The organism is Bailinhaonella thermotolerans (assembly GCF_003594875.1).
Lineage (GTDB): Bacteria > Actinomycetota > Actinomycetes > Streptosporangiales > Streptosporangiaceae > Bailinhaonella > Bailinhaonella thermotolerans.
Genome location: NZ_QZEY01000011.1, coordinates 94,337 through 114,970, shown reverse-complemented (window position 1 = coordinate 114,970; position 20,634 = coordinate 94,337). Strand labels below are relative to the sequence as shown.

21 protein-coding genes are annotated in these 20,634 nt (G+C 76.4%); 6 read left to right on the top strand and 15 right to left on the bottom strand.

Going from position 1 to position 20,634, the window contains the following annotated elements; translation table 11 throughout:
* Positions 1 to 54: 54 nt before the first annotated feature.
* Together D5H75_RS25460 and D5H75_RS25455 are read right to left on the bottom strand one after the other, a co-directional pair.
* A complete protein-coding gene (locus tag D5H75_RS25460; RefSeq protein WP_119929052.1) occupies positions 55 to 351 on the bottom strand; it encodes a DUF3817 domain-containing protein in 297 nt (98 codons plus the stop codon).
* A gap of 152 nt (positions 352 to 503) precedes the next feature.
* A complete protein-coding gene (locus tag D5H75_RS25455; protein ID WP_119929051.1) occupies positions 504 to 1,718 on the bottom strand; it encodes a cytochrome P450 in 1,215 nt (404 codons plus the stop codon).
* Between the two features lie 214 nt (positions 1,719 to 1,932).
* Between D5H75_RS25455 and D5H75_RS25450 the strand changes: the two genes are divergently transcribed.
* A complete protein-coding gene (locus tag D5H75_RS25450; protein ID WP_202638492.1) occupies positions 1,933 to 4,119 on the top strand; it encodes an aerolysin family beta-barrel pore-forming toxin in 2,187 nt (728 codons plus the stop codon).
* 100 nt (positions 4,120 to 4,219) lie between these two features.
* Here the strand turns inward: D5H75_RS25450 and D5H75_RS40945 are convergent, their stop codons facing one another.
* The 3 genes from D5H75_RS40945 to D5H75_RS25440 are packed head-to-tail and all read right to left on the bottom strand — an operon-like array spanning position 4,220 to position 6,383.
* On the bottom strand, positions 4,220 to 4,402 hold the full coding sequence (locus D5H75_RS40945) for a hypothetical protein (RefSeq protein WP_147425276.1): 183 nt from the start codon (positions 4,400 to 4,402) through the stop codon (positions 4,220 to 4,222).
* Between the two features lie 19 nt (positions 4,403 to 4,421).
* Entirely contained in the window at positions 4,422 to 5,102 is a 681-nt protein-coding gene (locus tag D5H75_RS25445) for a spermine/spermidine synthase domain-containing protein (RefSeq protein WP_119929049.1), read from the bottom strand.
* A gap of 45 nt (positions 5,103 to 5,147) precedes the next feature.
* A complete protein-coding gene (locus D5H75_RS25440; RefSeq protein ID WP_202638491.1) occupies positions 5,148 to 6,383 on the bottom strand; it encodes an isochorismate synthase in 1,236 nt (411 codons plus the stop codon).
* A gap of 159 nt (positions 6,384 to 6,542) precedes the next feature.
* Between D5H75_RS25440 and D5H75_RS25435 the strand changes: the two genes are divergently transcribed.
* Positions 6,543 to 7,400, top strand: coding sequence for a GDSL-type esterase/lipase family protein (locus D5H75_RS25435; protein WP_119929048.1), 858 nt, complete (start codon positions 6,543 to 6,545; stop codon positions 7,398 to 7,400).
* Positions 7,401 to 7,509: 109 nt separating this feature from the next.
* On the opposite strand, the gene D5H75_RS25430 is transcribed toward D5H75_RS25435, so the two are convergent.
* On the bottom strand, positions 7,510 to 8,112 hold the full coding sequence (locus tag D5H75_RS25430; protein ID WP_119929169.1) for a DUF2867 domain-containing protein: 603 nt from the start codon (positions 8,110 to 8,112) through the stop codon (positions 7,510 to 7,512).
* Positions 8,113 to 8,269: 157 nt separating this feature from the next.
* Here D5H75_RS25430 and D5H75_RS25425 point away from each other — a divergent pair, with 157 nt between their 5' ends.
* From D5H75_RS25425 to D5H75_RS25415, 3 genes are all read left to right on the top strand, one after another.
* A complete protein-coding gene (locus D5H75_RS25425; protein WP_242454504.1) occupies positions 8,270 to 8,758 on the top strand; it encodes a fluoride efflux transporter FluC in 489 nt (162 codons plus the stop codon).
* The gene (locus tag D5H75_RS25420) at positions 8,755 to 9,117 is read left to right on the top strand and encodes a fluoride efflux transporter FluC (protein WP_119929167.1); all 363 of its coding nucleotides are present in this window, start codon (positions 8,755 to 8,757) and stop codon (positions 9,115 to 9,117) included. The genes D5H75_RS25425 and D5H75_RS25420 overlap by 4 nt, the downstream gene beginning before the upstream one ends.
* An 82-nt stretch (positions 9,118 to 9,199) precedes the next feature.
* On the top strand, positions 9,200 to 9,982 hold the full coding sequence (locus D5H75_RS25415; protein ID WP_119929047.1) for an inositol monophosphatase family protein: 783 nt from the start codon (positions 9,200 to 9,202) through the stop codon (positions 9,980 to 9,982).
* A gap of 61 nt (positions 9,983 to 10,043) precedes the next feature.
* Here D5H75_RS25415 and D5H75_RS25410 read toward each other — a convergent pair whose 3' ends face one another.
* The 4 genes from D5H75_RS25410 to D5H75_RS25395 form a co-directional block, all read right to left on the bottom strand.
* Positions 10,044 to 10,664, bottom strand: a complete 621-nt coding sequence (locus D5H75_RS25410) for a DinB family protein (protein ID WP_119929046.1) — start codon at positions 10,662 to 10,664, stop codon at positions 10,044 to 10,046.
* A gap of 171 nt (positions 10,665 to 10,835) precedes the next feature.
* Complete coding sequence (locus tag D5H75_RS25405; protein ID WP_119929045.1) at positions 10,836 to 11,765, bottom strand: ABC transporter ATP-binding protein; 930 nt, start codon at positions 11,763 to 11,765, stop codon at positions 10,836 to 10,838.
* 52 nt (positions 11,766 to 11,817) lie between these two features.
* Positions 11,818 to 12,681: a DUF4097 family beta strand repeat-containing protein gene (locus D5H75_RS25400; RefSeq protein WP_119929166.1), complete on the bottom strand. Its 864-nt coding sequence runs from the start codon at positions 12,679 to 12,681 to the stop codon at positions 11,818 to 11,820.
* A 28-nt stretch (positions 12,682 to 12,709) separates the two neighbouring features.
* Positions 12,710 to 13,213, bottom strand: coding sequence for a toxin-antitoxin system HicB family antitoxin (locus D5H75_RS25395; protein WP_119929044.1), 504 nt, complete (start codon positions 13,211 to 13,213; stop codon positions 12,710 to 12,712).
* Between the two features lie 236 nt (positions 13,214 to 13,449).
* Between D5H75_RS25395 and D5H75_RS25390 the strand changes: the two genes are divergently transcribed.
* Positions 13,450 to 14,613 carry a tyrosine-type recombinase/integrase gene (locus D5H75_RS25390; protein WP_147425275.1) on the top strand — a complete coding sequence of 388 codons (1,164 nt, stop codon included), beginning with the start codon at positions 13,450 to 13,452 and terminating at the stop codon, positions 14,611 to 14,613.
* Between the two features lie 71 nt (positions 14,614 to 14,684).
* Here D5H75_RS25390 and D5H75_RS25385 read toward each other — a convergent pair whose 3' ends face one another.
* From D5H75_RS25385 to D5H75_RS25365, 5 genes are all read right to left on the bottom strand, one after another.
* Complete coding sequence (locus tag D5H75_RS25385) at positions 14,685 to 15,425, bottom strand: ABC transporter permease (protein ID WP_119929042.1); 741 nt, start codon at positions 15,423 to 15,425, stop codon at positions 14,685 to 14,687.
* On the bottom strand, positions 15,422 to 16,312 hold the full coding sequence (locus D5H75_RS25380) for an ABC transporter ATP-binding protein (RefSeq protein WP_119929041.1): 891 nt from the start codon (positions 16,310 to 16,312) through the stop codon (positions 15,422 to 15,424). The genes D5H75_RS25385 and D5H75_RS25380 overlap by 4 nt, the downstream gene beginning before the upstream one ends.
* An 80-nt stretch (positions 16,313 to 16,392) precedes the next feature.
* Positions 16,393 to 17,055: a response regulator gene (locus D5H75_RS25375; protein ID WP_119929040.1), complete on the bottom strand. Its 663-nt coding sequence runs from the start codon at positions 17,053 to 17,055 to the stop codon at positions 16,393 to 16,395.
* A complete protein-coding gene (locus D5H75_RS25370) occupies positions 17,052 to 18,173 on the bottom strand; it encodes a sensor histidine kinase (RefSeq protein WP_119929039.1) in 1,122 nt (373 codons plus the stop codon). The genes D5H75_RS25375 and D5H75_RS25370 overlap by 4 nt, the downstream gene beginning before the upstream one ends.
* Positions 18,174 to 18,281: 108 nt before the next feature.
* Positions 18,282 to 20,525 (bottom strand): HelD family protein, encoded by a 2,244-nt coding sequence (locus D5H75_RS25365; protein ID WP_119929038.1) that lies wholly within the window; start codon positions 20,523 to 20,525, stop codon positions 18,282 to 18,284.
* Positions 20,526 to 20,634 lie beyond the last annotated feature (109 nt).

Here is a 20,634-nt window from a genome sequence, read left to right as displayed (position 1 = left end):
AATCTCCCGGGGCCGCCTCCCCGGGGCGGGAGGCGGCGGGGTCAGGCGGCGGGGTCAGGCGGCCTGGGCCGCGGCGGCGCGCGCGGCCATGCGGCGCTCGAACCACAGCGAGGTGAAGGGCGGCACGGCGCACGCCAGCCCCAGCGCCACCGTGCCCCTGCTCCAGCCGGCCTCCCGCGCCGAGAGCACCACCCCGAGGGCGTACAGCACGAACAGCGCGCCGTGGATCGGCCCGAAGATCTTCACGCCCAGCTCGCCCACCGCCACGACGTACTTGAAGAACATCCCGATCAGCAGCCCCGCCCACGAGCACGCCTCGGCCACCGCCACGACCCGGAACCAGCGCGACATCCCCGCACACTCCCTCACCTGGACACCGGCGCACACTCTACAGCCTGTAGAGCGTGCCCGGGCCCAGCGCGGGAGCGGCCCCGTGCCACCGGGCCACGGGAAAGGGGGCCGGGCGGGGGCACGGCGACCACGCGACCGCCGGCGGCCCTCCGTCAGGCGGCCGCGACGAGGAGGCGGCGGGGACGGTGCGCGAAGGCGTCGTCGTTCCACCGTACGGAGGCCAGGTCCTCGCGGGGGCGGAGGCCGGGGAGGCGGGTCACCAGCGCCCGGAACGCCTCCTGCAGCTCCATCCGGGCCAGGTTCGCCCCGACGCAGTAGTGGGGGCCGTGCCCGAAGGCCAGGTGGGCCTGGGGGCGCCCGGCGGCGAAGCGGCGGATGTCGAAGCGCGCCGGGTCCTCGAACACCGAGGGGTCGTGGTTGGCGGCCGAGAGGTTGGGCAGCACGACCGTCCCGGCCGGGATGACGCCGCCGGAGGTCTCCGCCCGCTCGGTCATCCGGCGCAGCATGCCCGGGCCCCCGGGGCCCTCGTGCCGCAGGATCTCCTCCACGGCCGGCCCGACCAGCTCCGGGTCCGCCGCCAGGGCGGCGTACTGGCCGGGGTGGCACAGCAGCCGGAACGTCCCCCGGATGATCATCATCGCGGTCGTCTCGTACCCGGCGAAGATCAGCGTGAAGACCATGTTGGTCAGCTCGTCCTCGCTGAGCCGGTCACCCTCGTCGCGCGCCTCGATGAGCAGGTCGATCAGGTCGTGGCCCGGCTCGGCCCGGTGCCGCGCGATCAGCTCCGAGGCGTACGCCGCGAACTCGCCGTACGCCTCGGCCCTGGCCTCGGCGCTCGCGTCCGAGGTGGACAGGAACATGTCGGTCCAGCGGCGGACCTGGTGGAAGCGGTCCGTCGGGACGCCCAGCAGCTCGCAGATCACCCGTGCGGGCAGCGGCAGCGCGAACGCGGCGGCCAGGTCGAACTCCTCGCCGGCCGCGTCCAGCAGCTCGGCGGCGATGGCGGCGACGCGGGGCCGCAGGCGTTCGGCCTGCCGGGGCGTGAACGCGCCGTGGGTGATGCGGCGGTAGCGGGTGTGCTCCGGCGGGTCCTGGTTGTTCAGCGCCGCGGGATCGTCGTCCAGGGCCCGGCCGCTGACCATCCGGGGCAGGCCGGGCTCGCGCAGGTTCCGGCTGGCGGCGGGGTGGGCCAGCAGCCCGCGCACGTCGTCGTACCGCACGATCATGGGCACCCGGTCGCCGCTGGGCATCGTGACCGCCTCCATCGGCGCCTCCGCCAGCCGCCGGGCCAGCTCGGGGGAGGGGGTCCCGTACGGCCCCGCCGGAAGGTCCGGCCAGGCCCCGGGATCACCCGACTGCTCGGTCATGGCCGCCTCCTCGCCGCGACCGTACGTACCGGATCCCTCGCGGTCAAGGGCGGCCTCCGGCGGAAGGGCGGCCGCGGCCGCGATCCGGGTCCGGTCCCGGGGCCGGATCGAGGTCCCGGGGAGGGGTTGCGGGGCGGGGGAGGCGGGCGTAGAACCGAGGATGCGTGACGGGATCGCCACTCAACGTGATAAGTCCTGGTTTAGGGAGATTCCTGTGGAACCTACCGCGTTCTCCGCCGCCAACTACGAGGGGACCGGGATGGTGCTCTCGCCGGGACGCTATCCGCCCGGCCGGCTCCAGCCGTACGCCGGGAAGGACGTCCGGTCCATCCGTATCCCCGCGGGTTATGAGGTGACCTTCTGCGAGAGCGCGGACTTCGGGGGGCGGCGGCGCACCCTCGTCGCCGACACGCCCGACCTCGGGGACTTCGCGGGCGTCGCGTCCTCGCTGGTCGTCGAGGCCGCGCGGCCGCCGTCGCTCGCCCAGGACGCGCGGGGCGACCACGTCATCCGGGACGTCAGGGACGTCGAGGACATGAAGTTCCGCGTCGCGTCCGACCCCGGGCTGATCCACGCGCTCGCCGACCTGGCCGACCTCCTCGGGTACGGCTGGTGCGGCGGCACCCACTACGGGAAGGTCGGGCGGGGCTTCGACGTCACCCGCGTCACGCCCACCCTGGTCACCCCCGCGCCCGAGGGCGTCGGCGCCGAGCCGTACTACCTGGTGCAGGCCCGTTACAACAAGGACGACCCGTACGTCCAGGGCCCGATGGAGGAGGACCGGCTCAAGATCTACCTGTACGGCTTCCGCGTGCTCATCGATCCGTCGTCCCTGACGTACGGCAAGGCGCTGCTGCAGGACATGGAGCCCACCGCGATCTCCTCCTACGTCCCGGAGAACCATCACGGCAAGGACGACTCGGCGACGATCGCCTTCGAGTACCAGCTCGCCACCACGGTCACCCACACCACCTCGCTCACGCTCACCGAGGGGGCCAAGGTCACCGTCGGCGCCACGTGGGGGGCGGGCGCGCTGTTCACCAAGGCCGAGTTCAGCGTGGGCTTCGAGGTGAGCTTCGCCGCCGAGGAGGGGTGGTCGGACTCCACCGCGACCACGCACACCGACTGGCTGAAGCACCAGTACACGACGGTGCTGCCCGCCAAGAGCAAGCGGCTGGTCACGCTCGTCGCCTCCCGCACGCGGGCGGAGGTGCCCTACACGGCGCAGGCGGTCGTCGGCTTCGACGTGATGTTCGAGGGCTTCCTGCGCTGGGGCGGGAACGCCCGCTCCGACCATCCCAAGGACCGGCCGCGGCACCGGGCCGCGTTCGGGACCCGGCGGTTCACCGGGTTCCAGCACATCGTGGACCTGTACGAGCACCGGCACATCGCGGGCTACTCCGAGTGGGACTGGGCCTGGGCCGAGAACGCCGGCAAGGACCGGCTCGACCGGATCCTGAAGTTCCTGCGCGGGAACGTGCTGATGCCGGTCAGCGGGAAGTTCGCCGGGGTCAGGGGCACGTCCGTGTCGATCGTCTCCGCCGAGCCCGTCCCCCTGTCCACCCCCCTCACGCCCCCGCCGCCGGACAAGACGGTCGGCACGGGCAAGCCCGCGGGCCAGCCGGCCGGACAGCCCACAGGTCAGCCGACAGGTCAGCCGGTGACGGACCCGCGGGTCTGGGAGGCGCTGCCGCTGGGCACGCCCGCGGCCGACATCGCCGTCGCCGGGAACGGCGCGGCCTGGGCGGTCGCCCGGGACGGCGGCCTGTACCGGCGCGAGCCGGGTGGCGGTGCGTGGGCGAGGATCCCGGAGGTGCGGGCGAACAGGGTGGCCGCCGACGCCGCCGGGAACGCCTGGATCGTCAACCAGGGCGGCGGCGTGAACCGCGTCGTGCGCCAGGAGCACGCCGGCGCCGTGTCGTACGGCGTGCTGCCCCCCGGCGACGGCCCCACGCCCCCGCTGAGCGACGCCGTCGACATCGCGGCCGGGCCGGACGGCGCCGTCTGGATCATCGCGGGTGCGGAGACGGGCGGCAATCGTCCCGTGAAACGCTGGGCCCAGAGCGCCTGGGAGGACGCGGGCGGCGCGGCCGTCGCGATCTCGGTGGCCCCTGACGGCGTCCCCTGGATCACCGACGCCCAGGGGACCCTCTCGGCCCTGCTCGGCGGTACGTGGGCCACCAAGGGCGCCGGCGCGTCGGACCTGGCCTGGTCGCCGGCTCAGCCCCCGACCTTGTGGGCCGTCGGCTCCGACTCCGGCGCCCCGGCCGTACGCCGCTGGACCGACAGCGGCTGGGACCCCGCCCCCGCCGGCCCGGCCATCCGCGTCGCCACGTCTCACGACGGCCTCCCTTGGCGCATCGACCCCACGGGGGAGATTCACCGCCTCCTACGCCCCTGAGCCCCATGCGCCCGCCCCGGGGACCCGCTTCATGGACGCTGTGGCCGGATCGCCGGTGTCCCCATACCGCCGGTGGGCGGGCGGCCGGCCGTCATGGTGCTCAGGGGACGGGCCGCGAACGGGAGCGGACCGTGTACGGCGCGGCGGCCGGGGCGTGGCCGTGCGCCTGCGAGCGCGGCGGGGGAGCGGGGGTCGCCCCGGCCGTCGCGGGGTCGGCGGTGGGGGAGGGCGCGTGCGGCGGGCCGGTCAGGCGGGGGCGGCGGGCCGGTGCGTGCCGGTCCACGGGGCGGGTAAAACGGACATTAGGGATCTACTTTGTAAAGGGGGGCGGTTGTTGCGAAATAAATGACATCCGGCAAACCCCTGGCGACTGGGACATCAGCGACGGTCACCTGGGCGAAGGTGTCCCTCAGGCGCTTCTCGAAGTCGGGGGAGGGGGCGGCGCTCCAGATGGCCAGGACTCCGCCGGGGGTCAGGCGGGCGGTGAGGAGGGCCAGGCCCTCGGGGGAGTAGAGGGCGCCGTTGCCGGGGGTGACGGTCCAGTCGGGGCCGTTGTCGATGTCCAGGCAGATGCCGTCGAAGCGCTCGTCGGTGGAGCGCAGCCAGGAGACCAGGTCGGCGGGGACGACACGGACGCGCGGGTCGTCGAGGGCGCCCTCGGAGAAGCGGCGCAGGGGGCCAGCGTGCCAGCCGATCACCGCCGGTTCGCACTCCACGACGGTGGCGCGGCCGAGGGCGGGTGAGCGTACGGCCTCGGCCAGGCTGAAGCCGACGCCGAGGCCGCCGATGAGCAGGTGGGCGCCGGCGGGGAGCCGGTCCAGGGCGCCGCTGACGAGGAGGCGCTCGGAGGCGCCGTCGCGGGTGTCCATGAGGAAGACGCCGTTGCTGATGATCTCGTAGTCGTCTCCGGCGCGGCGCAGGACCAGCTCACCCTGGACGCCGGAGGCACGCTCGAGCACGGCCGGTTCGTCGTTGGTCCGCATGTCGCCAGGGTAGTGGAGGGTGGTGCGGGAGAGACTGGCGGAGTGTCAGCCCTCGAGCGCGTCCTGCATCGCCCGCAGCTTGGCCTGGGCCTCGGCGAGTTCGGCGGCGGGGCTGGAGTCGGCCATGATCCCGCAGCCGGCGAACAGCCGCGCGTCGTGTCCGTCGATCTCGGCCGACCGCAGCGCGATGCCCCATTCGCCGTCGCCGCGCGCGTCGATCCAGCCGACCGGCCCGGCGTAGCGGCCGCGGTCCATGCCCTCGAGGCCCCGGATGGCCTCCATGGCCACGTCGGAGGGGGTGCCGCAGACGGCGGCGGTCGGGTGGAGGGCGGCCACGAGGTCGAGCACGGAGGAGCCGTCGGCCAGCTCGCCGCTGACCGGGGAGGCCAGGTGCTGGACGTTGGGCAGCACGAGCAGTTCGGGCTCCTCGGGCACGTCCAGGCGGCGGGTGAGCGGGGTGAGCGCGGCGCGCACCGACTCCACGGCGTAGACGTGCTCGGAGCGGTCCTTGGCGGAGTTCATCAGGGCGGCGCCGAGCGCGGCGTCCTCCTCGGGGGTCGCGCCGCGCCGGGTGGTGCCGGCGAGCACGAGGGATTCGACGGCCTGGCCGGTGTGGCGGACGAGGAGTTCGGGGGTGGCTCCGACGAGCCCGGCGCAGGAGAAGGTGTAGCACTCGGGGTAGCGCGTGGAGAGCCGGTTGAGCAGGATGCGCGCGTCGATGGGGTGTTCGGCGCGGGCGCGCAGGTCGCGGGCCAGGACGACCTTGCCGAGTTTGTCGGCGCGGATCTCCTGGACGGCCTGGGCGACGGCCTGCTCGTAGTGGCGGGCGCAGTCGGCGTCGTCGTCCCACCGTACGGCGCCGGGGTCGAGGAGGGGGTGGACCAGGCGGGCGGCGTCCTGGGCGTCGCCGACGGTGGTGCACCAGGTGCGGCCGTCGCGGCGGGCGAGGATGACGCGGGGGACGACGAGGACGGAACCGGCCGAGCGCGGGTCGAAGGTGAAGCTGCCGAAGGCGACGGGGCCGCTGCCGGGCAGGCCGACGCGGTCGTCGATGTCGGCGCCGCCGAGGACGCGGTCGAGCCAGCGCCGGGCGCGCTCGAAGCGGTCCTCGCCGGGGGGCAGGGTGAGGCGGGCGGCCTCTCCCCAGGCGACGAGGCCGTCTCCGCGGTGGATCCAGGCGTACGGCGAGGGCACGGGCAGGCGCGTCAGGAGGTCACCGGGGTCGGGGACCTCGACGCTGCGCACCGCCAGTGGTTGTGGCAAACCCAGCGCAACACTCACGCCCAGCACTCTATGTGCAGAACTGAACGTGTTCGACGTTGGGGGGCGGCCGGGGCGCGGGGGCAGTCGTTTCGGACATGAAGGAATGGGCGTTCCGCAAGTGACGGATGCCCTCGGCAGTCATAGACCGGAGGGGGAATGATCTTTACCGTGAGGCCCATGATGCGCGGGCTGACGCCGGTTCTCGTGGTGACGACGGTGGCGGCGCTGGCGCCGTCGGCATCGTACGCGGGGGCCGCGCCGAGGGCGGACGGGGGGCTGGCGGCGCCGGATTCGATCGCGGCGCTGGGGGACTCGATCACGCGGGGGTTCAACGCGTGCGGGTGGTATCTGGACTGCACGTCGCGCTCGTGGGCGGCGGGTGATCACGCGAGCGTGCGCAGCCACTACTCCCGGATATTGGCGACGAATCCAGATATAGCCGGGCACAACTACAACCTGGCGAAGAGCGGCGCCGACAGCCGGGACCTGGCGCGCCAGGCGGCCGAGGCGGTCACCCGCAAGCCGGACTACGTCACCATCCTGATCGGCGCGAACGACGCGTGCGCCGAGCGCGAGTCGAACATGCCGCGCCCGGCGCTGTTCCGCCGCCGGGTGGAGCAGGGCCTGGACGTGCTGCGCGCCGGCGTGCCGAACGCGCGGATCTTCGTCTCCAGCATCCCCGACCTGCGGCGCCTGTGGCAGGTGGGCCGGAAGGACGGCCGCGCCCGCGCGTTCTGGAAGCTCGGCCGGATCTGCCCGACGATGCTGGCCAACGCGAACTCCGACGCCCCCGCCGACCGGGCGCGCCGCGAGCGGGTGCGCAAGCGGGTCATGGCCTACAACGCCCAGCTCGCGGCCGCGTGCGAGGCGTACGGCCCGCGCTGCCGCCACGACGGGGGCGAGGTCTTCTCCTATCCGTTCACGCTGGCCCAGCTCAGCCCGTGGGACTACTTCCACCCGAACGCCCAGGGGCAGCGCCTGCTGGCGGAGAGGACCTACCGGCACGGCTTCCCCTGGACCGACACCCGCGCCTGAGCGCGCGGATCCCGCCTCCCCGCGTCGCCCCGTGGCCCCGCAGCCCCGCCGTACGGCGCGCCTTTCGGCCGTACGGCGCGGCCCCGGGCCGTACGGCGGGGCGGGGCGGTCAGGCGGCGGCCGGCGGGGTCGCGGGGGAGGACTCGCGCCAGCCGCGTTCCATCCTGCGCATGAGCGCCGGGTAGACGATCAGGTGGCGGAACGGCTTGATCGCGGCCATGTAGGCGGTGCCGAGCAGGCCGTTGGGCTTGACCAGGACGGCCATCTGGCCGCGGTGGCCGCCGGCGCCGTCGGGGACCCAGCCCATGTGCATGATCGCGTGCGCGGTGCCGTTGATCATCTCGGCCGCCCATTCGTCGTGGAGCAGGTAGAGCGAGGTGAAGGGCAGGTTCGGCAGCTCGGGCCCGCGCGGGGCCCGGCGCAGGTCGTCCGGCAGGCGGTCCAGGAGCGAGGGCGGGCGGCGCGCGGCCCGGGGCTTGTCGCGGTCCCAGCCGAGCACCGCGCCGATCTTCCAGCGGGCCTCCCAGAGCGCGCGGACGACGAGCGGGGCGTTGTCGGGGAAGTCGCCCTTGACCACGTTGTCCACCAGGCGGGGCAGGTCGTCGGGGCCGCCCGGGGTCGGCAGCGCCCACACGTCCTCGATGGTGAAGTCGGGGGCGATCTCGTGGACGCGCCAGGGCCGCAGGATGTGCGCGGTGGCGGGCAGTTTCATGTGCGTGACCCTCCGGTTCGGTACGGCGGCCGCCTCGTCGCGGCCCACATACGTACACGTCCGTATGTTACGAGGGGGCGGCGCGCGGCGGGCGGGCGGGGTGATCGCCGAGGTGGTGCGGCGTGCCCGGGGGCGGGCGCTCGCTACCCTGGCCGGTGTGATCGGCGAGGAGGGGGCCGGGCCCGTCGACCCCGACGTGGAACCGCGAGCGCCCGCCGGGCGGGGGGAGGTGTCCCCCGCCGTGCTGGGCGCGGTGGCGCTGGGCGGCCTGCTCGGGGGCCTCGCGCGGTACGGCGTGGCGCAGGGCTGGCCGGCGCCCGCGGGCGGGTGGCCGTGGCCGACGCTGGCGGTCAACGTGGCCGGGTCGCTGCTGATCGGGGTGCTCATGGCGGTGCTGGCGGGCGGCCGCGCGCCGCACCCGCTGGCGCGGCCCTTCCTGGGGACGGGTTTCCTGGGCGGGTTCACCACGTTCTCGGCGTACGCCCTGGAGATCGGGGCGCTGGCGGAGCGGGGCCGGATCGTGACGGCGGCGGCCTATCTGGTGGTGACGGCCGTCGCGGCGGTGGCGGCGGCGTGGGCGGGGTCGGCGCTGGCCCGGGCGGCCGTACGGCGGCGGCGGACCGGGCGGAGCGGGGGCGGGGCGTGAACTGGGTCCTGGTGGCGCTGGGGGCGGCGGCCGGGGCTCCGGCGCGGTACCTGATCGACCTGTGGGTGCGGTCGCGGCGCCCGTCGGTGTTCCCGTGGGGCACGTTCGCGGTCAACGTGGGCGGGTCGGCGCTGGCGGGGGCCCTGTCGGCGGCGCTGCTCGGGGAGGGCGGGGCGGCGCTGCTGGTCACCGGGTTCTGCGGGGCGCTGACGACGTACTCCACGCTGGCCCACGAGACGGTGGCGCTGGCGCGGGCGCGCGCCTGGGCGTACGCCGTCCTGAACATGGCGGCGACGCTGGCCGTGGGCCTGGGCGCGGCCGCGCTCGGTGGCGCGGTGGTCCGCGCGCTGGCGGGCTGAGGCGGCCACGGGGCCCGGCTCCGGGGTCCGCGGGGCGGGGCCGCCGGGTGGCCGCGCGGGTGGCCGCCCTATTCTGCCGCCCATGGTGATCAGCGATGGGGAACTGGCCGTCCGGGCGGCGCTGGCGGGCGCGGACGTCGTGCGCGCGATGTACGGCGGGGGGCTGGCGCGGGTGGAGAAGTCCGGGGGCGACTTCGCGACGAGCGCGGACCTGGCGGCGGAGGAGGCGATCCTGGGCGTGATCCGGCAGGCGCGGCCGGGGGACGCGGTGACGGGGGAGGAGAGCGGGCGCAGCGGGTCTGGCGAGCGGATGTGGCTGGTGGACCCGCTGTGCGGCACGCTGAACTACGCGGTGCGCACGATGCTGGTCGCGGTGAACGTGGCGCTGCGGGCCGGGGCGGGGGTCGTGGCGGCGGCCTCGGCGGACCCGTTCGCGGAGGAGGTGTTCTGGACCGACGGCGAGCGCGCCTGGGCCCGGCGGGGCGGGGCGGACGAGAGGCTCGCGCCGTCGGCGGACTCGCGCCTGGTGGAGGTGAACCTCGACCCGCCGTTCCCCAACGCCCCGGCGTTCCGCGCGGCGGCGCTGCTGGCCGATCCGCGGTTCGGCGAGCGGTTCCGGCCGCGCGTGGTGTCCTCCACGGTGGCGGTGGCCTGGGTCGCATCCGGACAGCGCGCGGCGTACGTCACCGACGGCGACCAGCGGGACAGCGTGCACTTCGCCGCGGGGATCGCGGTGTGTCGGGCGGCCGGGTGCGTGGTGACGGGCCTGGACGGGCTTCCGGTGGAGACCAGCCGCACGGGCGGGCTGATCGTGGCCGCCGACGGGGAGACCCACGCCGAGCTGCTGCGCCTGGCCGCGCTCTGACGGGCGAGGCGGGCGGGGCCGGGCCCCGGCGCGGGCGCGGCGTCCGGGCCGGGGCCGGCGGTCAGGCGTTCCGGGCCCGGTAGAGGTCGCGGAGCAGGGCGATCTCGGCGCCGTGGTGGAGGAGTTCCTGGTTGACCCACCAGACGACGTCGATGAAGGGGTCCTCGGGGTCGCTGCCGTGGGGGTAGGTGCTGTGGCCGCGGGTGTCCAGGGCGGCGTCGTCGGCGGCGAGCAGGGCGGCCCGCCAGGCGTCGGCCCCGGCCTCGAAGGCGGCGATCGCCCCGGCGGCGTCGCCGTGGCTGACGTAGTCGTCGCGGGTCAGGGTGTGGGTGCCGGCGGTGTGGTCGGCGCGCAGGGTGAGCACTTCGCTCAGGTGGCTGAGCCGCCAGGCGATGGTGGTGAACGGCGGCGGCTCGGGGTGGGGGAAGGGGGCGTGGTCGCGCCCCCACTCGCCGGCGCCGGTGAGCAGGGTGGCGCGGGGGCCGGGCCCGTCGGCGCGGCGGCGCACGGACCAGCAGCCGGGGACGGGCTCCCACAGGTGTTCCTCGTCGGTCATCGGCCCGACGGCGACGTCGGTGCCGTTGCCGCTGTCCATGACCGGCCCGGCCAGGCGCCCGCTCAGGCGTTCGCGGGCGAAGTCGAACTGTTCCAGCAGGGGGATCAGGCGGGGCGGGGTGGTCACGGCGGTGCTCTCCTGTGGGCGGGGTCTGGACGGGCAGCCTATCGATGCCGATGATCGCGTGCGCGGGGGGACGGCTCGGGGACGGCCCCGGCGGCGGGACGGGCCGCCGGGCCGGGGCGGGCCGTGCGGCGCGGTCGGGCCGGAGGGCGGCCCGGTCAGGTGGCGGCCTGGTCAGGTGGCGGTCTGGCCGGTGAGGGCCAGGAAGGCGTCGCCGAGGTCGGGGGTGTGCAGGGTCAGCTCCTCCACGTCGACGAGCGCGTCGTCGAGGCGGCCGAGCAGGTCGTGCAGGGCCGGGACGCTGCCGTCGTGGGGGACGCGCAGGGTCAGCGCCCGGTCGTCGCGCCCGGTGGCGCCCAGGGCGCGGGCGGCCCGGTCGAGCACCTCGGGGCCGGCCAGGCGCAGGAGGACGTGGCCGCCCGGGGCCCGGCGCCTGAGCTCGGCGGGGGTGCCCTCGGCGACCAGGCGGCCGCGGTCCAGTACGGCCACGCGCCCGGCGAGTTCGCCGGCCTCGGCCAGGTCCTGAGTGGTGAGGAGCACGGTGAGGCCGCCGGCGGCCAGGTCGCGGACGTTCTCCCACACGGCGCGGCGGGCGCGCGGGTCGAGGCCCGCGGTGGGCTCGTCGAGGAGGAGGACGCTCGGGTCGCCGGTCAGGGCCAGGGCCAGGTCCAGGCGGCGGCGCACGCCGGCGGGGCAGGCGGCGGCGGGAAGCGTGGCCGCGCCGGTCAGGCCGAGGCGTTCCAGCAGGGCGGCGGCGCGGCGGCGGGCCCGCGCGCGGCCCAGGTGGCGCAGGCCGCGCAGCAGGTTCTCCTCGCCGGTGAGCCGGTCGTCCACGGTGGAGGGGTGACCGGCGAGGCCGATGGCGGCGCGCGCGGCGCCGGGGTCGCGGGCCAGGTCGTGCCCGGCCACGCGCACCGTCCCGGCGTCGGGGCGCATCCGGCCCGCGAGGATCCGGAGGACGGCGGTCTTGCCCGAGCCGTTGGGTCCGAGCAGGGCGCAGACGGTTCCGGCCGGGACGCGCAGGTCCACGCCGGCGAGGATGGCGGTGGCGCCGTGGGACTTGCGCAGCCCGGTCGCCTCGATCGCGGGCGGGGGGACGGTCACGGGGTTCCCTCGATTCTGCGGATCTCGTCGTGGCGGGGACGGTCGTGCCGGGTCAGGCCCGGCCTCCGGGCGGCGGGGCGCGGTGGACGAGGACGTCGCCGTAGCGGGAGCGGGCGCGCAGCTCGACGACCGGCTCGCCCTCGCGCGGGGCGGGGGCGGGGGCGAGCTCGCTGCGCACGGTGCCGTGGTCGGTGCTGAGCTCCAGCCAGGCCGCGGTGCCCGTGGGCACGCCCGCGCTGAGGCGGCCGTAGGCGGTCTCCAGGGTGACCTCGCCGCGGGTGATCTCGCCGAGGCGGATGTCGCCTCCGGCGGTGGTGGCCGAGACGGCGGCCAGGGCGCGGTCCACGCCGACGTGGCCGTAGGCGGTCCTGACGGTCAGGTCGCCGGTCACCTCGCCCAGCTCGACCGCGCCGTGGCCGCTCCTGATCAGGGCGGGTCCGTCGACGCGGCCGATGCGGACCTCGCCGTGGGCGGTGGCGACCTCGACGGGGCCGGTGGCCTCGGCGACGGTGATCCGGCCGTCGGTGGTGCGCAGGCGCAGCGCGCCGGTGCGGCCGAGCCGGATCTCGCCGGAGGCGGTGGACAGCGCGCAGGCGGCCAGGCGTCCCTCGGCGTGGACGTCGGCCTGGGTGTCGGCGTCGAGCCGGGAGCCGGTGGGCAGGTCGATGTCGATCTCGACGGCGCCGCGCAGGCCGAGCCAGCTCATGGCGCGGCTGCCGGGGGTGGTCACGCGCAGGCGGCCGTGGTCGTAGTCGACGGAGGTCCGCGCGGCGGCGCTCACGTCGGCGTCGTCGCCGGGGTCGCGGGGGCGCACGGTGACGCGGGTGTCGGGGCGGTCCGCGGCGCGGACGGTCAGCCGGCCGTGGCCGAAGGTGACGGTGGCGTGGATGGGCTCGGGGGTGTCGAAGGCGGGCACGGGGTGCTCCGGGGGGCCGGGGCGCATGTCAGCGGGCCCATCCCGTGAGGCGGCGGCCGGTCTGCGCGGCGGGGCGGGGGCCGGGGGCGCCGCCGTCGAGGGCCGCGGTGATCGCGCGCACCAGCCAGGCGTTGACCGACAGCCCCTCGTGAGCCGCGGCGGCCTCGATGCGCGGCTTGAGCTGCTCGGGGACCCGCAGGGACAGCCGCGAGGTGCCCCCGTCCTCCTCCGGCGCCGGCGGCGGGGGAGCGGGCGGGGTGTCCCGGGGCGCGTCGCGCGGGCCGGGGGGCGGGGGCGTCATGACGACGAACCCGGGCTCGCCGCAGCGCAGCCGTACCTCGACCGCGCCGGGGGCCAGGTCGCGGGTGATCTCCTCGGCGGCGGCCGACAGCGCCTCCAGCAGGGCGATCCTGGCGGCGGAGTCGAGCGCGGCGGCCAGGCGCCCGGCGAGGTCGCGGGCCTGGTCGCCGCCGATGCCGGCCGCGGCGGCCAGGTCCCGGCGGAGCCGCTCGACGTACGGCGTGAGGTCCATGACGCCATCATGACGTCACTATGGCGTCATGACAAGCCGGCGCTGAAGTCACGATGGTGCCACGCCGGGTGGGCGTCACCTCCGCCGAGTCCGGCACGGCGGGGCGAAAGACCCTCGATGAGCGCGGATGAGGACGAGGCGATGAACGTCGCCGTGCCGTTCGAGGAGATCGCGCGCGCCGCCGGGCGCCGCCGTACGGCCCGGGGGCGGGGCGGGACCGTGCGATCATGGGCGGGATGGACGATCAGCTCGTGCCGCGCGCGGAGGCCGGGTCGGTGCGCGAGGCCGTGGCGCTGCTGCCGGGGCTGCCGCCCGACGGGCCGCACGACCGGTACGGCCTGCGCGCGCTGACCGCGCTGTGGCTCCAGGACGCCGGGAGCGCGCACACGCGGCGGGCCTACTACGCCGACCTGGCCGCCTGGCTGTCCTGGTGCCGGCGCACCGGGCTCGACCCGCTGGCGGCCCGCCGCGCCGACGTGGACGCCTGGAAGGGCACCCTCACCGTCACCGGCCGCGACGGCGTGCCCCGCCCGGCGGCCGACTCCACCACCGCCCGCAAGCTGGCCGCGCTCAGTAGCTGGTACCGGTACCTCATCTCCAACGACGCCGCCGACCGCAACCCCGTCGAGGCCGTGCGGCGGCCCCGGCAGGCCCGGACCTCACCGCTGCCGGCGCTGTCGGAGCAGTCGGCCGCCGCCCTGCTCGACCACGCCGAGCGCGTCGCCCGCGACCTGAGCGCCGAGACCGCCGAGCCCGCCGAGCCCGGCCCGGGCAGCGCGACCGGCGCGGCGGGCACGACCGGCGCGACCGGGACGGCGTGCGCGGCCGAGGCCGCCTGGCGGGACGCCGCCCTGGCCGCGCTGCTGTTCTACACGGGCCTGCGCGTGTCGGCGGTGACCGGGGCGCGCCTGGCCGACCTGGACCACGACTCCGGCCACAGCGTCCTGCGGTACACCAAGAAGGGCGGCGTGCGCGACCTGGTCCCGCTCGTGCCGCCCGTGCTCGCCGTCCTGTCCCGCTACCTGGAGCTGCGCGCCGCCCGCCTGGGCGTCGCGCTGGACGGCCTGACCGGCCCGCTGCTGGCCACCACCCCCCACCCTCGCGACCCGTCCCGGCCCGGAGGGCGGCCCCTGGTCCAGCGCGACGTGTGGAACACCCTGCGCCGCCTGGCGCGGGAGGCCGGGCTGCCCGAGGCCCGCACCATCACCCCGCACGGGGCCCGCCGCACCGCCGGGACCGTCCTGCTCGCCCACGGCGTGCCCGTCCAGAAGGTGCAGGACCTCCTCGCGCACGCCGACCCCCGCACCACCCGCGACCACTACGACGTGCAGCGCCACAAGCTCGACACCTCCCCGGCCTACACCCTGGCCCAGATCCTCGCCGCCCGCCGCGGCCGCTGACCGCCCGCCGGACGCCCCGGGCCCGTGGTACGGCTCCCGCGCGGGCGGGAGCCGTACCACGGGGGAGCGGGTCAGGCGTCGCGGCGGTGCATCAGGACGGCCCCGGCGACCAGGGCGGCGGCGATCCAGGCGAGGTACACCGCGAAGCCGCTCCACGGCCCCAGGGCGCCGTTGTCCTGGCCCGACACGATCAGCCGGCCGGCGTTGGTGGTGAAGTGGTCGGCCACCGCCCGGCCCCAGTCCCCGGGGAGCTGGGTGGCCAGCGTGGGCAGGACCAGGATGAGCGCGATGGCCGACACCAGCGCCCCGGCCGTGTGCCGGACCAGCGTGCCCAGGCCCAGCCCGAACAGCCCGCAGGCCGTCAGGTAGAGCGTGACGCCCAGCACCGCGCGGACCGCCTCGCCCGCCTCCGCCGACGGGGGCCGCAGGATCGCCAGCCCGGCGGCGGCCGCGCCGGCCGAGGCGAGCGCGCAGACCACCAGGGACACCGCGAGGAACACCACGATCTTGGCGGTGAGCAGGCGCATCCGCCGGGGCACGGCCAGCAGCGAGGTGCGGATGCCGCCGGTGCGGTACTCCCCGGAGATCACCAGGACGCCCAGCGTGGCCATGGACAGCGCGGCGAGCTGGGCGCCGGCCAGGCTCATCATGAGCGCCTCCCGGACGGGCGCCGGGTCGTCACCCGAGCCCTTGTAGGCCGCCGCGAGCAGGACGGCCACGCCGACCATCAGCAGGGCGGTGACGGCCAGGGTCCACACCGTCGAGCGCACCGAGCGGATCTTGGTCCATTCGGACCGGAGAATGTCGATCATGAGGTGAACTCCAGACTGTCCTTGGTCAGCTCCATGTAGGCCGCCTCCAGCGAGGGCCGCACGAACGTCAGCTCCTCCAGCGGGATCCCGGCCCGGGCGGTCAGCGCGCCGATCTCCAGCGGGCTCATCGCGGTCACGCGCAGGTGGTCGGGGTGCAGGTCGCCCACCTGGACCAGCTCGGCCACCTCGGCCAGCCGGGGCGAGCGCACCCGGACGTACCCCTGGGAGCTGCGGCCGATGAACTCCTCCACGCTCGTGTCGGCGATGAGCCGCCCCCGCCCGATCACGATCAGGTGGTCGGCGGTCTGGGCCATCTCGCTCATCAGGTGGCTGGAGACGAACACCGCGCGCCCCTCGGCGGCCAGCCGGCGGATCAGCGTGCGGATCCACAGGATGCCGTCGGGGTCCAGGCCGTTCACCGGCTCGTCGAAGATCAGGATCTCCGGGTCGCCGAGCAGCGCGGCGGCGATGCCCAGCCGCTGCGACATCCCCAGCGAGAAGCCCCCGGCGCGGCGCCGGGCCACCTCCCGCAGGCCGACGGTCTCCAGCACCTCGGCCACCCGGCTCGCCGGGATCCCGTTGCTCTGGGCGATCGCCAGCAGGTGGTCGCGCGCGCTGCGCCCGCCGTGCACCGCCTTGGCGTCCAGCAGCGCCCCGACCGTGCGCAGCGGGTGCCGCAGCTCGGCGTACGGCCGGCCGGCCACGAGCGCCGAGCCGCCGGAGGGCCGGTCCAGCCCGAGGATCATGCGCATCGTCGTGGACTTCCCGGCCCCGTTCGGGCCCAGGAAGCCGGTCACCCGGCCCGGCTCGACGTCGAACGACAGATCGGCCACCGCCAGGGTCCGGCCATAGCGTTTGCACAGGTTCGTTGCTCGGATCGCGGTCATGATCCCAGCCTCCCGCCGCCCGCGCCCGGGCACATCCTGCCCGCGAACCGTCCGGGCGGCGGGGTCCTGGGAGCCCGGTCCTACTCTCCGGGGCGGACCAGGGCGGCCTCGTAGGCCACGATCACCGCCTGCGCCCGGTCCCGCACGCCGATCTTGGCGAACAGGCTCGTCACGTGGTTCTTCACCGTCGAGGCCGACACCGACAGCTCGGCGGCGATCTCCGGGTTCGAGCGGCCCCGCGCGATCAGCACCAGGATCTCCCGCTCCCGGGACGTCAGCCCGTCCAGCCCCGCCGCCCCGGAGGCGGCCGGGGCGGGCCGCCCGGCGCGCACGAACGTGCCGATGAGCCGGGTCAGCAGCCGGGGCGCGACCGCCGCCTCCCCCCGGTGCACCACGCGCACCCCCTCGATCAGCTCCTCGGGGGAGACGTCCTTGGGCAGGAACCCGCCCGCGCCCGCCCGCAGCGCCGCCACCACGTTCTCGTCCAGGTCGAAGGTGCTCAGCGCCAGCACCCGCACCTCCGGCAGCTCGGCGGTGATCACCTCGGTGGCACGCACCCCGTCCAGGCCGGGCATGTGCAGGTCCATCAGCACCACGTCCGGCCGCAGCCGCCGGCACAGCTCCACCGCCTCGGCGCCGTCGGCGGCCTCCCCGACCACCCGCAGGTCCGGCTGGGCGTCCAGCATCAGCGTGAAGCCCCTGCGCACCAGGGCGTGGTCGTCCGCGAGCAGAACCGTGATCATGACCTCTCCAGGGGGATGCGGGCGTGCACCCGGAAACCGCCGTCCGGGCGCGGCCCCGTGGCCAGCCGCCCGCCGCACAACGCGACCCGCTCGGCCATGCCGGCGAGCCCGAACCCCGGCGGGGCGGGCCCGGCCGCCGGGCCGTCGTCGATGACCTCGACCTCCACCGCGTCCGGCTCGTACGCCAGCCGGACGCGCGCCCGGGCGCCGGCGGCGTGCTTGCGCGTGTTGGTCAGCGCCTCCTGCACGATCCGGTAGACCGCGTGGTCCACGGCGGCGGGCAGCTCCACCGGCTCGCCGGTCACCGACAGGCGGGCCGGCAGGCCCGCGGCCCGGGCCTGCTCGACCAGCGAGGGCAGGCGCGCCGCGCTCACCCCCGTCGCGGCGTCCGGCCCCTCGGCGGCGTCGTCCCGCAGCACGTCCAGCAGGCGGCGCATCTCCGCCATCGCCTGCCGCGCGGTGCGCTCGGCGCTCTCCAGCGCGGACCTGGCCGCCTCCTGACCCGGCGGCAGGGTCGATCGCGCGCCGCCGACCAGCGCGTTGATCCCGGTGATGTGGTGGGCGACCACGTCGTGCAGCTCGCGCGCGATCCGCCGCCGCTCGGCCCGCACCGCCGCCTCGGCCGCCTCCCGCCGGCCCCGCTCGGCCAGCTCGGCGCGCAGCCGTACGAGCTGGCCGGCGCCCACGGGCACGGCGACGGCGAACAGCGAGGCCACCCAGCCCGCCCGCGCCGGCAGGAACACCTCCCCGGCCGCCGCGTGGACGGCGAAGACCGCGGCCCCGGCGGCCAGCGTGACACGGCCGGAGGCGTAGCGGCCCAGGCCGTAGTAGGCGACGACCGCGGGCAGGCTCAGCGGCGCCATCAGCGCGAAGGCGATCCCCACGGTGTCCACCGCGGTCAGCAGCCCGGCGGTCAGCACCGGCCTGGCGCGCCGCGCCACCAGGCACAGGGCCCCCGCCACGTGGAGCAGGGCGCTCGGCGCGGAGGCCGTCTCGCCCCGGGCGGCCATGACGGCCAGGATCACCAGCACCGGGGCGGCGAGCACCACCGTCGCGTCGAAGGGCCAGGGACGCCCCAGGACGCGCGCGATCGTCACCAGGGCCGACGGAACGTGCACGCTAGCACCCTAGATCACGCCGATCGCCCGGATCCTCCCTTCAATCGATCATGGTGTACGGCCCGCGCCCACGCCGCACGGCAGGCCGCCCACGCCGCACGGCCGCGCTCACGCCGGGGACGGGGACAGCCGCGACAGGACCGGCGGCAGGTCCCCGTCGTGGACCACGGTGAGGCGGCGGGTGGCGCGCGTCAGCGCGACGTACAGGTCGCGGCCGCCGGCGGGCGACTCGGCCAGGATCCCGGCCGGGTCGGCGACGATCACCGCGTCGAACTCCAGGCCCTTGGCGGCGGTGGCCGTCAGCAGGACGACCGGGTCGTCGAGCCCGGCGGCCGCGGCCCGGGGCAGCGCCCGGCACGCGGCGGGCAGCCACGCGCGGCTGGCGATCACCGCCAGCCGGCCCGCGCCGACGGCGTGCAGCTCCCGGTCCACCAGGCAGGGCAGCCCGTCCGGGCCCATCCGGGCCGCGCGGGGCCGGTGGCCGCCGTGCCGTACCGACTCCGGCGGCTCCTGGCCGGGCGCGACGGCGCGCAGGACGTCGGCGGCCGGCTCCATGATCTCGGCCGGGGTGCGGTAGTTGACGGTCAGCCGCTCCTCGCGCCAGCGGTCCCCGACGTACGGCCCGAGCGCCTCGGCCCAGGAGCCGACGCCGGCGGGGGAGCCGGTCTGGGCCAGGTCGCCGACGACGGTCATCGAGCGGGTGGGCACGCGGCGCATGATCATCCGCCAGGCCATCGCCGACAGCTCCTGCGCCTCGTCCACGATCACGTGCCCGTAGGCCCACTCCCGGTCGGCGGCGGCCCGCTCGGCGGTCGTCCGGTGCGGGCCCGGGTCCCGATGGCGCTCGGCCAGCCCGGCCACGTCCACCGTCTCCTCCTCCCACTGCCCGGTGACCATCAGCACCCCGGCGGCGTACGCCTCCCGCGCGCGCCGGTCCCGCTCGGCCCGCTCCTCGGCCGCGCGCAGCGGGGCCGGGTCCACGCCCAGCAGCTCGGCGGCCTCGTCCAGCAGCGGCACGTCCCCCACCGTCCACGGCGCGCCCGCGGGCCGCAGCAGCGCCTCCCCCGTGGCCGGCACGGGCAGGCCGGCCGCGGCGGCGGCGCGATCGAGCGCGGCGGGGTCGGCGAACAGCTCGCGCAGCAGCCGCCGCGGCGTCAGCTCCGGCCACAGCGCGTCCAGCGCCGCGCGCACCGCCGGGTCGGCCCACAGCGCCTTGCGGGCGTACCTGCGGTCCTCGGCGTCCATCGGCCGGTCCAGCAGCGCCGCCTCCGCCTCGGCCAGCGCGGTCAGCATCAGGTTCAGGTACGGCGTGCGCGCGGCGTTGTGGGGGACGCCCAGCGCCCGGGCCCGGTCGCGCGCCTCCCGGCACACCGCGTGCGGCACCCGCAGCGGCAGCTCGTCGGCCACCACCTCCAGGTCCCCGTCCGGGACCCGCTGCCGGTCGGCGACCGCCGCGCGCAGCAGGCCGCACGCGCTCAGGCCGCCCTTGACCACGGCCGCCTCCGGGGTGTCCCCGGCGGTGGCGCGCACCCCGGGGAACAGCTCGCCCGGGGTCGCCAGCACCACGTCCGTCTCGCCGAGGGAGGGGAGCACGTGCGCGATGTACCGCAGGAAGGTCGCGTTCGGGCCCACCACCAGGACGCCGCGCCGGGCCAGCGTGTCGCGGTGGGTGTAGAGCAGGTAGGCCGCGCGGTGCAGCGCCGCCACCGTCTTGCCGGTGCCCGGGCCGCCCTGCACGACCAGCACGCCCTGCAGCCGGGAGCGGATCACCCGGTCCTGCTCGGCCTGGATCGTGGCCACGATGTCGCCCATCCGGCCGGTCCGCGCCCGCCGCAGCGCCGCCAGCAGGGCCGCCTCCCCGACCAGGGTGGCGTGCGCCCGCTCCGGCAGGCCGTCCAGGTCGAACACCTCGTCCTCGACCCCGACCACCCGCCGCGCCCGCAGGTGCAGGTGCCGCCGCCGCGCCAGCCCGTCCGGGTCGCCGGGCGTGGCCCGGTAGAACGGCCGGGCGGCCGGGGCCCGCCAGTCGATCAGCAGCGGCTCGTGGGCGGCGTCGCGCAGCCCCACCCGCCCGATGTACAGGGTCTGCCCGTCCACGCGGTCCACGCGCCCGAAGCACAGCCCGTCCTCCACCGCGTCGAGCCGGGCCATCGCCCGGGCGTGCTCGTCGGCGGCGGCCTCCCGTTCGACCAGGGCCTGCGGGGTGCGCCCGCCGTCGCGGCCGAGCGCGTCGCGCAGCGCCTGGGCCGTGCGCGCCCGCACCTCGTCCAGCCGGGAGTACAGGCGGCTGACGTAGGGCTGTTCCTCGGCGATGGCGTCCCGCCGGGGGTCCGCGGATTGACGTCTGCTCATCCCTTTGCTATACTCCTTACAGTCGGAGGTAGTGGTTTCTAGATTTGATGGCAATCAATCAGCCTACCACCGCTCCTCGCCGCGCGCCCGGCTCCGCCCGTACGGCGGC